Source organism: Hymenobacter aerilatus, assembly GCF_022921095.1.
Lineage (GTDB): Bacteria > Bacteroidota > Bacteroidia > Cytophagales > Hymenobacteraceae > Hymenobacter > Hymenobacter aerilatus.
Genome location: NZ_CP095053.1, coordinates 544157 through 557758, shown reverse-complemented (window position 1 = coordinate 557758; position 13602 = coordinate 544157). Strand labels below are relative to the sequence as shown.

Annotated in this window: 10 protein-coding genes; 7 read left to right on the top strand and 3 right to left on the bottom strand. The window is 54.7% G+C overall.

From position 1 onward, the window contains the following. Position 1: 1 nt before the first annotated feature. The 4 genes from MUN82_RS02315 to MUN82_RS02300 all read left to right on the top strand — a co-directional run bounded on the left by MUN82_RS02315 (position 2) and on the right by MUN82_RS02300 (position 6025). Positions 2-1444 (top strand): discoidin domain-containing protein, encoded by a 1443-nt coding sequence (locus MUN82_RS02315; RefSeq protein WP_245094648.1) that lies wholly within the window; start codon positions 2-4, stop codon positions 1442-1444. A gap of 247 nt (positions 1445-1691) precedes the next feature. Next, entirely contained in the window at positions 1692-3596 is a 1905-nt protein-coding gene (serA, locus tag MUN82_RS02310) for a phosphoglycerate dehydrogenase (RefSeq protein ID WP_245094647.1), read from the top strand. 139 nt (positions 3597-3735) lie between these two features. After that, the gene (locus MUN82_RS02305) at positions 3736-4857 is read left to right on the top strand and encodes a TlpA disulfide reductase family protein (protein WP_245094646.1); all 1122 of its coding nucleotides are present in this window, start codon (positions 3736-3738) and stop codon (positions 4855-4857) included. A gap of 34 nt (positions 4858-4891) precedes the next feature. Further along, positions 4892-6025 carry an AhpC/TSA family protein gene (locus tag MUN82_RS02300; RefSeq protein ID WP_245094644.1) on the top strand — a complete coding sequence of 378 codons (1134 nt, stop codon included), beginning with the start codon at positions 4892-4894 and terminating at the stop codon, positions 6023-6025. Positions 6026-6183: 158 nt separating this feature from the next. Here the strand turns inward: MUN82_RS02300 and MUN82_RS02295 are convergent, their stop codons facing one another. From MUN82_RS02295 to MUN82_RS02285, 3 genes are all read right to left on the bottom strand, one after another. Next, positions 6184-7533, bottom strand: coding sequence for a D-alanyl-D-alanine carboxypeptidase/D-alanyl-D-alanine-endopeptidase (locus tag MUN82_RS02295; RefSeq protein WP_245094642.1), 1350 nt, complete (start codon positions 7531-7533; stop codon positions 6184-6186). A 153-nt stretch (positions 7534-7686) separates the two neighbouring features. Beyond that, a complete protein-coding gene (locus MUN82_RS02290; protein ID WP_245094641.1) occupies positions 7687-8097 on the bottom strand; it encodes a VOC family protein in 411 nt (136 codons plus the stop codon). Positions 8098-8116: 19 nt separating this feature from the next. Then, on the bottom strand, positions 8117-8884 hold the full coding sequence (locus MUN82_RS02285) for a hypothetical protein (protein ID WP_245094639.1): 768 nt from the start codon (positions 8882-8884) through the stop codon (positions 8117-8119). 200 nt (positions 8885-9084) lie between these two features. On the opposite strand from MUN82_RS02285, the gene pyrG reads away from it, so the two are divergent. The 3 genes from pyrG (at position 9085) to MUN82_RS02270 (ending at position 13551) form a co-directional block, all read left to right on the top strand. Next, positions 9085-10731, top strand: coding sequence for a CTP synthase (gene pyrG / locus MUN82_RS02280; protein WP_245094638.1), 1647 nt, complete (start codon positions 9085-9087; stop codon positions 10729-10731). 273 nt (positions 10732-11004) lie between these two features. Continuing rightward, the gene (gene yidC / locus MUN82_RS02275) at positions 11005-12822 is read left to right on the top strand and encodes a membrane protein insertase YidC (protein WP_245094636.1); all 1818 of its coding nucleotides are present in this window, start codon (positions 11005-11007) and stop codon (positions 12820-12822) included. 159 nt (positions 12823-12981) lie between these two features. Next, on the top strand, positions 12982-13551 hold the full coding sequence (locus MUN82_RS02270; protein WP_245094634.1) for a DUF6438 domain-containing protein: 570 nt from the start codon (positions 12982-12984) through the stop codon (positions 13549-13551). Positions 13552-13602 lie beyond the last annotated feature (51 nt).

The following is a 13602-nucleotide window of genomic DNA, read 5'->3' as shown; positions in this document are numbered from 1 at the left end:
TATGCATCATCTCGCTTACCGCATCCTGTCGTTATTATTCTTTGTTACGTTAGCTGGAGCCGCCCAAGCTCAAAACATTGTTAATCTGGCTCTGAATCAACCTGCTACGGCTTCATCCTTTCAAGACGCGGCAGCTTACCCCGCTGAGGCTGTCACAGACGGCAAACTAAACACGCGGTGGTCGAGCCAGTTTAAGCACGATCCGGAATGGATTTACGTGGACCTGGGTTCAGTCATTTCGTTTGACCGGGTGAAGCTGAATTGGGAAAATGCATACGCCAAAGACTATCTTCTTCAAATTTCCAATAATGCGACAAATTGGACAACCATTCGTTCCATTACTGGAAATACGGAGCTGGTAAACGACTTTTCGGCGTTACATGCCATGGCTCGCTACGTACGGGTATATGGCACGGCCCGCAGCCAGGAATTGTATGGCTATTCGTTGTTTGAGATTGGTGTATACAACGTATCCAATCTGGCCTTTGGCAAACCCGGCACTGCCTCCTCTACCCTTGGTGGTAATACCACCGCCAATGCGTTTGATGAAAAAGACAATACGCGCTGGGAGAGCACGCACGGTGTTGACCCCGGCTGGCTGTATGTGGATTTAGGCCAGGACTATACCATCAATGAAATCAAACTGACATGGGAAACTGCTGCCGGCAAGGATTTTCTAGTGCAGGTATCCAACGACGCCACCACCTGGACCACCGTACGAAAAGTGGTCGGCAATACGAGCCTTGTTAACGATTACGCTGGTTTGAGCGTGCAGGGCCGCTATGTACGCATGTACGGCACCGCCCGCACCACCCAGTATGGCTATTCGCTCTACGAGTTTGCGGTATATGGCGCTGGCACGGGTACTCCCTTGGTTCCCCTACCCGTCACGCTGACGTCATTTACGGCCACGGCCGGCACTAGCGGCGTGCAATTGCGCTGGGCTACAGCTTCTGAGAAAGACAATCAGGGCTTTCAGCTGCAACGCTCCCTGGACGGTACTGCCTTCGAGCGTATTGCCTACCAGCGCGGGGCTGGCACCAGCACCAGCGCGCGCTCCTACCAATACCTAGATGCCAACGCCCCATCGGGCCTCGTGTACTACCGCCTACTGCAAACCGACACCGATGGCACCACCACGTACAGCCCCGTGGTAGCCACGCAGACGCTTCGCCAGGAAGCCGTTGAGGCCATTACCTATAGTCTCTATCCCAACCCTACCACGGAAGAAGCGCGCCTCGCCTGGGCCACTACCGCCCCCGCCGCAGCCGTAGTGCACGTGTATGATGCACAAGGCCACGCCGTAACCCAGCGTACGCTAACCGAAGAATACGGCCAGAACAACCTCGTGGTCGATCTGCGCTCCTACCCTACTGGGATATATTTTCTAGTGCTACGCAAGGCAAACGGCGTAGCATATCAAACCAGAGTGGTGAAACAGTAATTTCCCAGAGCCCCACGCACAAGCCCACTGCCACATGCTGGCAGTGGGCTTTATTATGCCCTGATGAATCCGACGGAAACAGCCCGTTGCATGCATTTCCTTGCACAACGCACGTTATTTGTGCAGTCCGCCTGTGCAGATGAGGGCCGTAAAGTTCTGTTGCTGAACCACGAAAATGACTCATAAGTCGTCTATTTCTAGTAATGAGTGTGCCGGTTCCGTCATTCTGCCCTACCTTGCTTTTCGTATGGCCTCTCCTCCTACCGCTACCCTCCCCTACCTCATCATCGACTTCGATAGCACTTTCACGCAGGTGGAAGGCCTCGATGAGCTAGCCGACATTGCCCTCACCGGCGACCCCAGCCGCGAAAGAATCGTGGGCGAAATCCGCGCCCTCACCGACTTAGGCATGAGCGGCAGCATCAACTTTTCAGAATCATTGCGGCGGCGACTGACCCTGCTGCCGGCCCGGCGCGAGCACCTGCCGCTGCTGGTGGAGCGCCTGAAAGGCAAAGTATCGGACAGCATCCGGCGCAACGGCGACTTTTTCCGGCAGTTTCCAGGACGGGTGTACATCGTCAGCAGCGGCTTTCGGGAGTTTATTGAGCCCGTGGTAGCCGATTTCGGTATCACCGCCGACTACGTGCTGGCCAACACCTTCACCTATGACCCGGAAGGCCGCATTACCGGCTTTGACCCGGAAAACGTACTTAGCCGCGACGGCGGTAAGATAGAGCAGCTGCGCCGCCTCGACCTCACCGGCGACGTGTACGCCCTTGGCGACGGCTACACTGACTACCAGATCCGCGAGGCGGGCCTAGCCAACCGCTTCTACGCCTTCACCGAGAACGTGGCGCGCGAGGCTGTCGTAGCCCGCGCCGACGAAATTCTGCCTTCTTTCGACGAGTTTTTGTACCAGAACAAACTACCCATGTCGCTTTCTTACCCCAAAAATCGCATCCGCGTCCTCCTACTCGAAAACGTTGAAGCCTCGGCCGAAAAGCTGTTCCGCGAGGAAGGCTACCAGGTGGAAAAGATAGCCGGCGGGCTGGACGAAGACGAGCTGGTGGAGCGCATTCAGGGTGTGAGCATCCTGGGTATTCGCTCCAAAACCAACGTGACGCAGCGCGTGTTAGATGCCGCTAACCGCCTCATTGCGGTAGGCGCCTTCTGCATCGGCACCAACCAGATTGACCTGACGGGCTGCATGAAAAAGGGCGTGGCCGTGTTCAACGCCCCCTTCAGCAACACCCGCTCGGTGGTGGAGCTGACGCTGGCCGAAATCATTATGCTGGCCCGCCGCATTCCGGAGAAAAACCCTAAGATGCACCAAGGCGAGTGGGACAAGTCGGCGAACGGCGCGTTTGAGATTCGGGGCAAGAAGCTGGGTATTATAGGCTACGGCAACATCGGGGCGCAGCTCTCGGTGGTAGCTGAAGCGGTGGGCCTACAAGTATATTACTACGATGTGGCCGAGAAGCTGCAACTGGGCAACGCCACCAAGTGCCGCACCCTGGACGAGCTGCTGCAACAGGCTGACATCGTGACTCTGCACATCGACGGCCGCCCGGAAAACAAGAACTTCATCGGCGCTGAACATTTTGCCCAGATGAAGCCCGGCACGCTGTTCATCAACAACGCCCGCGGCCACGTGGTGGACGTGCCCGCCTTGGCCGACGCTCTGCGCTCGGGCCACCTAGGTGGCGCGGCCATCGACGTATTCCCGCACGAGCCCAAAACCAACGACGAGTCGTTTGAGAGCGAGCTGCGCGGCCTACCCAACGTGCTGCTCACACCCCACATTGGTGGCAGCACAGCCGAGGCCCAGCGCAACATTGCGCACTTCGTGCCCGAGCGCATCATGGACTATGTGAACAGCGGTAACACCCAGCAGAGCGTCAACTTCCCCAACATCCAGTTGCCCGAGCAGCAGGCGCACCGCCTCATCCATATTCACGCCAACGTGCCCGGCGTACTGGCCCGCATCAACAACGTGCTGGCTACCCGCCACGTGAACATCTTGGGGCAGTATTTGAAGACCAACGAGCACATCGGCTACGTGATTACCGACATCGACAAGCAGTACGAGCCTGAGCTGATTGACGACCTGAAGCAGGTAGAGCACACGATTAAGTTCCGAGTACTATATTAGGCTGTCTTTCAGCCACCTGCCGCAGCAAGCGCCGCGCAGAACCCAGGGAGACGCCGCCCGGGTTTTGCGCGGCGCTTGGCATTTGGGCCAAGCAGATTATATATGTATTACCTGTTCTTTCACTTATAGCTCTATTTCAATGAAAAAGTATCTGCTTACGTTGCTTGTCGCAACGCCCTTGTTGGCGCAGGCGCAAACGTCCTTTCCTTACACCGTAAGAGGCACCGTTGGCAAGCTCAATGCACCGGCAAAAATCTATCTGGTGCGAGGTAGTGAGCTATTAGATTCCACCACGCTGAAAAATGGTGTGTTTAAATTCACAGGTACCGTTGACAAACCGAAAGCGGTAGATCTTATTGTAGAACGCAATGGAGGTCTAAAAAACGGTTTTTCTCGCTCCGCTAATCGCACTAAAATATTTCTGGAGCCCGGCCCTGTGGTTGTAACTACCCCCGACTCGCTGCCGAATGCTACGCTTGCGGGTACGCAACTAACAGCGGATTACAACAAGATGAAGGCTTCCTTTGTACCCATTGCGACCAAAGCAAAAGCTTTCATCGCAGCAGCACAAAAAGCCTCACCGCAAGAACAACAGGCTCCGGAGTTCCGCGAGCGTATGCAGGAGTATTTTAATACGACCAACAAAGAGTATCAGCAGGCAACTGCAAACTTCATAAAAGCCAATCCTGCCTCCTGGGTGAGCCTAGATGCCATGCCAAGTGCTGTTGGACCTGTACCGCAGTACGCAGAACTGGCACCACTCTACAACGCGTTGTCGCCTACCCTCCAGAATACCTCCGAAGGGCAACGATACAAGGCCATGTTGCCAGGGTTGAAAGCTATAGCCATTGGTGCGCAAGCGCCCAATTTCACGCAGCAGACGCCCGAAGGCAAACAGGTGTCGTTGGCCGATTACCGCGGCAAGTACGTGCTAGTCGATTTCTGGGCCAGTTGGTGCGGCCCTTGCCGCCAGGAGAATCCCAACGTGACGAAGGCCTATACGGCTTACAAAGGCAAGAACTTCGACATCCTGGCTGTGTCGATGGATGATACGAAGGAGAATTGGGTGAAGGCTGTGCAGGAAGACAAGCTGGCCTGGACGCAGGTTTCGGACCTCCAAGGTATGCAAGGTGCTATAGCCACCCGCTACCATATCAATGCCATTCCGCAGAACTTCTTGATAGACCCTACTGGCAAAATCGTAGCTGTGAACTTGCGCGGCGCCGATCTGCAAACGACCTTGGCGAAATACATCAAGTAACTTCTCTCCTTTCACCTCTATTCTACTACACATCATGAAAAAACACCTGCTCGGTTTTCTACTACTGGCGCCTTGGTTGGCGCAGGCGCAAGCCCCTACCCCCTACACACTGAAGGGCAAAATCGGCAAGCTCAGTGCACCAGCCAAAGTGTATATGCTGCGCGACGGCAAGTTTTCTGACTCCACGGCCCTCACCAACGGCGCGTTTGAGTTTAAAGGCACCGTAGAAGCGCCGCAGCAAGTGATGCTGGTGCTGGCCCGCGACGGCAAGCTGAAGCAGGCGCTTTCCAATTTCCAGAAGGCCGACCGCACCACTACCTTCTTGGAAAAAGGCCCTGTAATGCTCACCAGCGCCGACTCGCTGACCACCGCCAAAATTACCGGCTCCAAGCTGACGACGGAGCACCAGCAGCTGCAGACTACCCTGAAACCTGCCAACGACAAGATGAAGGCGCTGATGGCCGACTACCGCGCCGCCTCAGAAGAGCAGCGCAAGTCGCCGGAGTTTATGAAGCAGCTGGATGCGCGGGAGGAAGCCATTTCCGCTGAAAGCAAGCAGCATTATCTGGCTTTTGTGAAAGCGCATCCCGGTTCGCCCGTAAGCCTGGGCGCGGTAAAGCAAGTTGGAGGATCTGTACCTAGCTATGCTGAGGTAGCCCCACTATACGAGTCGTTGGCACCGGCCGTACGGAACAGCCCTGAGGGCAAGAAGTACGGTGAGATGCTGCAAGCCATCAAAGCGGTTTCCATCGGCGCAGTGGCCCCCAACTTCACGCAGCAAACTCCCGAAGGCAAAAAGGTGTCCTTGGCTGACTACCGTGGCAAGTACGTGCTGGTGGATTTCTGGGCCAGCTGGTGCGGCCCCTGCCGCCAGGAAAACCCCAACGTCACGAAAGTATACAACGACTACAAAGCCAAGAACTTCGATATCCTGGGCGTGTCGCTCGACAACGAAAAAGCCCGCGAGAAATGGCTGAAAGCCATTCAGGATGACCAGCTCACCTGGACCCAGGTATCGGACCTGAAAGGCTGGCAGAACGAAGTGGCTGTGCAGTACCATGTGCAGGCTATTCCGCAGAACTTCCTGGTAGATCCTACCGGCAAAATCGTAGCCACCAACCTGCGCGGCGACGACCTCCGCGAAACGCTGGCCAAGTACATTAAGTAGAATATCGTCCGATAGTACTTGTCCTGCTGAACGGAGTCGAAGCATCTCTACTGATAGTAAATAATTACTCACAGTAGAGATGTTTCGACTCCGCTCAGCAGGACGTTCTGAAAAGCGCCTTCCTCACCTGGGAGGGCGCTTTTTGTGTATCCCCTACCCTACCACCGTGCCCGCACTTGCGTGAGCACGCGCTCCATCTCGGCGCGCACGGCGCTGGTGGAGGCTACGTGGTTGTTGTTCAAGAAGCTGAACGCTATCAGCCTACCCGACTTTGTGCGCAAGTAACCGCATAGGTTGTGCGTGTTGCTGAGGGTGCCGGTTTTGCCCCAGAGCCAAGGACCTTTCGGGTCGCGGTACACGCGGCGCAGGGTGCCGTGGCCACCGCCAGCCGCCAGCAGGCTGAGCAGACGCGCTTCGGCTACCTCTTGGTGCAGCTTAAGCAGTAGGGCCGTTAGGTCGCGGGGCGTGACGAGGTTCTGGCGGGAAAGGCCCGAGCCGTCTACCCAATGCGGCACGTCGGGCAGGTCGGGGAGGTAGTTGGCCAGCGTGACCTTGATGGGTAGGGCCGAGTTAAGCGAATCAGGGCGGAGCTGGCCGGCGCACATCAGCAGCAGCTGCTCGGCCAAGAAGTTGTCAGAAACCTGCAACATGCGCCGGTACAGCGAGTCGGCGGGTAGGCCGCGCAGGGTATATACGGTTTCGGTGGCGTGCGCGCGGAAGGGCACCGCCGTCACGGGTCGGTGCAGAGTGTCTTGCAACAGCAGCCGCGTCAGCTCCGGCCCTACCCGAAAAGGCGTTTCGTCAATCCAGTTTTTAGCCCACGGCAATACGAAAAACTTGTTTTCTAGTACGGCCCGACGCACGTGGTCGTCGGAGGCGGCGGGGTAGTCAGTGGGCATGGGTTCTACTACCGGCGCGAAGTAGCGCGGTACCAAGCGCAGATGCGGGGTAGGGCTAGTGCGGGCGTAGAAGCGCACGGTGTGGCCGTACAACGGAAATGGCCCGCGCTCGGGCTGGTAGTAATAATTGTAATCGTCCCAACTCCAGCTAGGCCCAAACGCCGTGACGCAGGGCACGGAGGCATAGTATAATTTCTCGGGTCGGCTGGCCAGAAAATCGAAGGCGCGGCGCGAGGGCACATCACCGTGCAGCAGGGTAGGGTCGCCGGAGCCCCAGAAAATCAGCGAGTCCTGGTGGCGCACATAGCGCAGGCTGGGTAGGGAGTCGCCCAGCAGGTGCAGGCCCGCGTAGAGCGAAAACATCTTCATGGTGCTGGCCGGCAGAAAGTAGCGGTCGGCCTGCTGCTCGTAGAGTTTCTCACCGGTCGCTACATCTACCAGGCTCACGCCCACGTGATGTTGCCGCAACACTGCCGACTCTGTGAGCAACTTAATGAGCCACGCCACATCGGGAGGGCGCGGGGTAGGTGGGGTTGTGGCAACAGCCGCCAGGGCAGGCAACAACAGAAACGCCAGTAACGCGACGCGGCGACAAAGAGCAATCAGCATAGACGCGCAAGATGCGGAAGCTGACCAGGAGAACAAAATGCGTTAGGCTTTTTGCAAGGCGCTGGTCTGGTTCTACATGCAGATTACAAATCTGCTACTCTGCCAGCCGAATCACAAATTCAGCCGAGCATGTAGATACTGCGCACGTAAGGCTTACAGTATCTGACAAAACTCCAAACGTTCATCATTGGGACCTAAGATATTGATGTATTTGCAGCCATTTTTCCAGAAGCCCAGATACACCGGCGCTTCTTCTACAACACGAAAACCGTTTGCTTTCAGCGTGGCGAAGGTTTCATCAATATCATCCACATCAAACGCAATGTGGTCGATTTTACCATTTGCGCGGTTCCTGATTTCCGTCAGCGTGGGCTCGGGCATCTGATACAGTTCCACGATAATTGTTCCGTGTTGCATCATCATCACCCTACCCTCGCCTCCCTCGTGCGCAAACGTAGAGGTCATCACGTTTTCGAAACCTAGGCGTTGGTAGAATTTTTCCGACGATTCAATATCCGTCACTGGAATACCAACGTGTTGCAGGTGGTTTATTTTCAGATTCATGAGAGGTTAAAAGTTGTTTTTAATTTTCCTTTTTAATATAAACTGTTGACATCCAATCGAATATCATATTTTTCGACATACCAAAAGTTTTTACCTTATAACTATTTCTATCAGGAAATTTTATTCTATTTATATTTTTTGGAATATAAGAATTCAATATAGCAGAATATGCAATCAATTGTCTATCAAACATTTTATTACAACAAGTATTAAAAACTTTTTCTGTCTGCTCATTCCAATCCGATGGAATTAAGCAGGAGTCATAGTCTTTATTTTCGAGATATTGATAGACGTTTTGTGCTTGAAACAAGCTGTCATTACGTGGGATTGAAAGATTGTAAAAGTTTGCAGGCGGGTTTTTACGTATGCCACTATTAATAGCCTGAAATTGACTTTTATCTATTTCTAATACCCAATACAACCCATTGGGGTTTGGATTATTGTGCCCGCTAGAAAGGAAAATTTGTTCGGGAGTGATTGTTATAATATAAGACCCATCGTTACATATTGTATTCCAAAACAACTTTATCGACCTCTTGTCTGGACTTACCTTTTCAAAATTCTTATCTTGAAATATGACCGCATCTACAGTATCTAAAAATGACGATTTAGGAATATAAAAGTAATCACCTCTATCAATAGTTTCTATAAATACTGCCTTTTTAGTATAACCATCAATCGTTTGAGTGTCAGAAAATATCTTATTATCAACTATACGTAAAGGCTCATGTTTTATTTTTTGGTTGTCACAAGAATGTAACCCAAATAATAATATAATAAATTTCATGTATTTACTCATAGCCGATTTTAGAAGATTACGATACTAAAAGGTAATTCGACAGAGTCGATTGTCAGAGAAGTGAGTGAATTACGGCAATTTCCTCTTGTTCTATAGTATCGATCTGCCTTCTACCCTCCCCCTACACCAGAAATACCCGAAAAGCAACACTCGCCCGCCCGGTTCTTTTCGTACCTTTGTTTCCCGTTATGCCAGACCGAAACCCAACGTCCGCGGCTCCAACGGCCAAGTATATCTTTGTCACCGGCGGGGTGACATCCTCCCTCGGAAAAGGAATCATTTCCGCGTCGCTTGCCAAGCTGCTGCAAGCGCGGGGCTTCCGGGTCACCATCCAGAAGTTCGACCCCTACATCAACATCGACCCCGGCACGCTGAACCCATACGAGCACGGCGAGTGCTTCGTGACCGACGACGGCGCTGAAACCGACCTCGACCTGGGCCATTACGAGCGTTTCCTGAACACGCCTACCTCCCAGGCCAACAACGTGACCACGGGCCGCATCTACGACCACGTGATTACCAAGGAGCGCGAGGGCGCCTACCTCGGCAAAACGGTGCAGGTGGTGCCTCACATCACCGACGAGATTAAGCGCCGTATGCTGCTGCTGGGCGAAACCGGCCAGTTCGACGTGGTGATTACCGAAATCGGCGGCTCCATCGGCGACATCGAGAGCCTACCCTTCGTGGAGTCGGTGCGACAGTTGCGCTGGGAATTGCCCGAAAGCAGCTCCTTGGTCATTCACCTCACGCTGCTGCCCTACCTGAAGGCGGCCGGCGAACTGAAAACCAAGCCTACCCAGCACTCGGTGCGCGACCTGCGCAGCGCCGGCCTGCAACCCGACATTCTGGTGTGCCGCTCTGAGCATCCTATTCCGCCGGAAATGCGCCGCAAAATTGCGCTGTTCTGCAACGTCAACATCAACTCCGTTATCGAGAGCCTCGACGCCGACACCATCTACTCGGTGCCGCTGCTGATGCTGAAAGAACACCTGGATGAGCGCGTGATTAAGAAGCTGCGCCTGAACGGTGGCACCCACCCCGATCTAGAAGGCTGGAAAGATTTCCTGGGCCGCCTGAAAAACCCAACGGAGGAGGTGACGATTGCGCTGGTAGGCAAGTACGTGGAGCTGCCTGACGCTTACAAATCCATCAACGAGGCCTTTGTGCACGCTGGCGCGCAAAACGAGTGCAAAGTGCACCTGCGCAGCATTCAATCAGAGCACATCACAGCCGAGAACGTAGCTCAGCTGCTGCACGGTGTGGATGGCGTGCTGGTAGCGCCGGGATTTGGCGAGCGGGGTTTCGAGGGCAAGATTGCCGCTGTGAAATACGTGCGCGAGAACAAGATTCCGTTCTTTGGTATCTGCCTGGGTATGCAGGTGGCTGTGGTGGAGTTTGCCCGCCACGTATTAGGCCTGGAAGGTGCCAACTCCACGGAAATGGACCCGATGTCGCCGAACCCGGTGATTTCAATGATGGAGGCGCAAAAGGCCATCACGCAGAAAGGCGGCACCATGCGCCTAGGCGCCTACGACTGCGAGCTGCGCCGCAACTCCAAGGCGGCCAAGGCTTATGGCCGCAACCACATCAGCGAGCGGCACCGTCACCGCTACGAGTTCAACAACGACTACCTCCAACAGTTCGAAAACGGCGGCATGGTGGCCTCGGGCACCAACCCCGATACGGGTCTGGTAGAGGTAGTGGAAATCCCGAACCACCCATGGTTTGTGGCCGGGCAGTTTCACCCGGAGCTGAAAAGCACCGTGCAGAACCCTCACCCGCTGTTTGTGCGCTTCGTGAAAGCTGCTATTCAGCGGCATAAGAACGAGTTGTAGGGTAGGGCATTACTACTCGCCTGTCATCAATAACCTCTGTCATCCTGAGCGGAGCGAAGGACCTTCTCACGTGAGAGCAAGTCATTGTGACGCTTACCATTCTGCGGGCATAAGGTCCTTCGCTCTGCTTAGGATGACAGATGAATTTGGACCCCTACCCTGCCAAAACTACCGGGCTAGGAAAAATCGCCTGACAACCACGACCTTTGTAGGAGTCGCGCCGGATTTTTGTGGCGCGACTCCTACTTTTTATTTTTTCAGTACCCATTTTTCATGGATAGAAATTCAGCAACGGGCCTGTTCTTGATGGCGGCTATGCTTCTGGTGTATCTTTTCTTTTTTGCCCCCAAGGTAGAGGAAGAAGCCAAAAATGCCACCAAACCGGCCGCTACCACGGCTGTTGTTCGCGATACCGCCGTGGCCGCCGCCCCCGACTCGGCGATGATGGTGCGCCAGCTGGGCGCTTTTGCCGGCGCCGCGCAGGGAACGGCCCAACAAGCACAGCTGCAAAACGATAACATTACGCTGACCTTCACCAGCAAAGGCGGGCGTATTGAAGCAGTACGCCTGAACAACTACAAGACATTTTTCGGCAAGCCGCTTTTCCTGCTGGACGCGCAGAGTGCCCAGCTGGACACTCGCTTCCGCACCTTGGATGGCCGTACCGTACGCTTCTCCGATCTGTATTTTGAGTCAAGCGGGCCGCAGCCGTTTGCAGTTGAGGGCAAAACGGGTCAGCGGCTGACCTTTACGGCCCAGGTGGCTGGTGGTAGTATCGAGCAGGTGTATACGCTGCTGCCCGGCAGCTACGAGGTAGGCTACAACCTGCGGATGCAGGGCCTAGACCGTGTGGTGGCGCAGGAGCCGCTCACGCTCACCTTCGTGGATAACGTGCGCCAGACCGAGCAAGACGCCCAGCAGAACCGCAACCACAGCACGATCAACTATTATTTGAAGGACGACCAGGGCGCTCTGACTGAAGCCAGCGAAAACCCCGAGGAGCAGACCTTCAGCGAGCCAGTGAAGTGGGCTGCGCACAAGCACGATTTCTTCGTGGCGGGCCTAATTGCTGACAACAACTTCTCGACCGGCAAATTCAACTCGACGGTTGACCTGAACGATTCCACGTTCATCAAAACGCTCACGTCGTCGTTGACTATCCCGGTAGCCGATGCACAGAGTGGCAAGGCGGGCATGCGGTATTTCTTCGGTCCTAACTCGTTTAGCCTACTGAAAGAAGTAGCACCCGAGTTTGACCGTAACGTGTACCTGGGCTGGGGCTTATTCCGGTGGGTAAACCAATTCGTCATCATCCCCATCTTCCATTTTCTGGAGCAATTCGTTAGCTCCTACGGCATTATCATCGCCATCCTGGTAGTGATTATTAAGCTGGTGACGTGGCCACTAACCTACAAAACCTACGAGTCGCAGGCGCGCATGAAGGTGCTGAAACCCGAAATCGACGAGATTAAGGAGAAGTACCCCGATGACCAGATGAAGCAGCAGCAGGAAACGATGAAGCTGTACCAGACCTTCGGGGTGAGCCCGCTGAGTGGCTGCGTGCCTACCCTGCTTACCATCCCGATTCTGTTTGCCATGTTCCAGTTCTTCCCTAACGCTATTGAACTGCGGCAGCAGAGCTTCTTGTGGGCCAAGGACTTGAGTAGCTACGACGTGTTCATCAAGCTGCCGTTTTACGTGAAATGGTACGGCGACCACGTGAGCCTGTTCACCCTGCTCATGACGGCTTCTACCCTACTCATGACCTGGCAGAGCCAGCAGATGAACACGGCCATGCAGGGCCCGATGAAGTTCTATAGCTACCTGATGCCCCTGATTTTCATGTTTGTGCTGAACAGCTTTGCAGCGGGCCTCACGTGGTATTACTTCGTATCGAACATGGTTACGTTTGCCCAGCAGGCCATCACGCGCAGCTTCGTGGACGACACAAAGATTCGGGCCAAGCTGGAAGCCAACCAAGTGAAAAACAAGGACAAAAAGCCCAGTGGCTTCCAGGCCCGCCTGGCCGAAGCTATGAAGGCCACCCAGGAGCGCGAGGCCGCCGCCAAGCGCCAGGCTGGCAAGAAGTAAGGCTGGTTTACATATTGAATACGCAAAGACCCGCGCCTACCCGGCGCGGGTCTTTTTTGTGCTTCGTGTTCTACGACACCCTACTTGGGCCTGGTTTTTGGCCTACTCATTCTGTACATTCTCCTACTCCTACTTTCTATGCGCCTCTCTTGCCTGCCTATGCTTGTTGTTTTTGGAAGTCTGACGGCTTGCTCGACCAGTGCCCAGCAGCCTACCACGTCGCAAACGCCTGCTCCTACCCAAAGGAACCTGCCGGTGCAGTATGATCCTACGCAGGACCCCGCCATGAATCAGCCGCAGGCTCCGCAGAAGGATCAACCCGTAATAAAACCAGCCGCAAAAGATGCTCCCGTGATGGTGTTTCGGAAAACGCGCTGCTTTGGCACCTGCCCCGCCTACACCGCCACCGTGTACGCCGACGGCCGCGTAGCCTACGACGGCCAGGACTTTGTAAACTTAAAGGGGAAGCACGAGCTTCGCCTCCCTACCGCCGTTATCAACCAGGCGCTGCAAAGGGCCAACAAGCTGCATTTCAGCCAACTGCAAAACCAGTACCTCTCAGGCGTCAGCGACTTGCCCTCTACCTACCTCACCCTCACGCTGGCCGATGGCACGCCAAAAACCGTGCAAACCGAGCTTACCAACAACACGCCCGCTGAGCTGAAAGAGTTGCTCGCTTACCTCACGGAGCAGTTCAGCAAAATAGCAGGCAACGAAACGAAGAAATAACGCTGAATTGAGCCGGTCCGATCTCACGGCATCCAGCCGGTTATCGTTGCT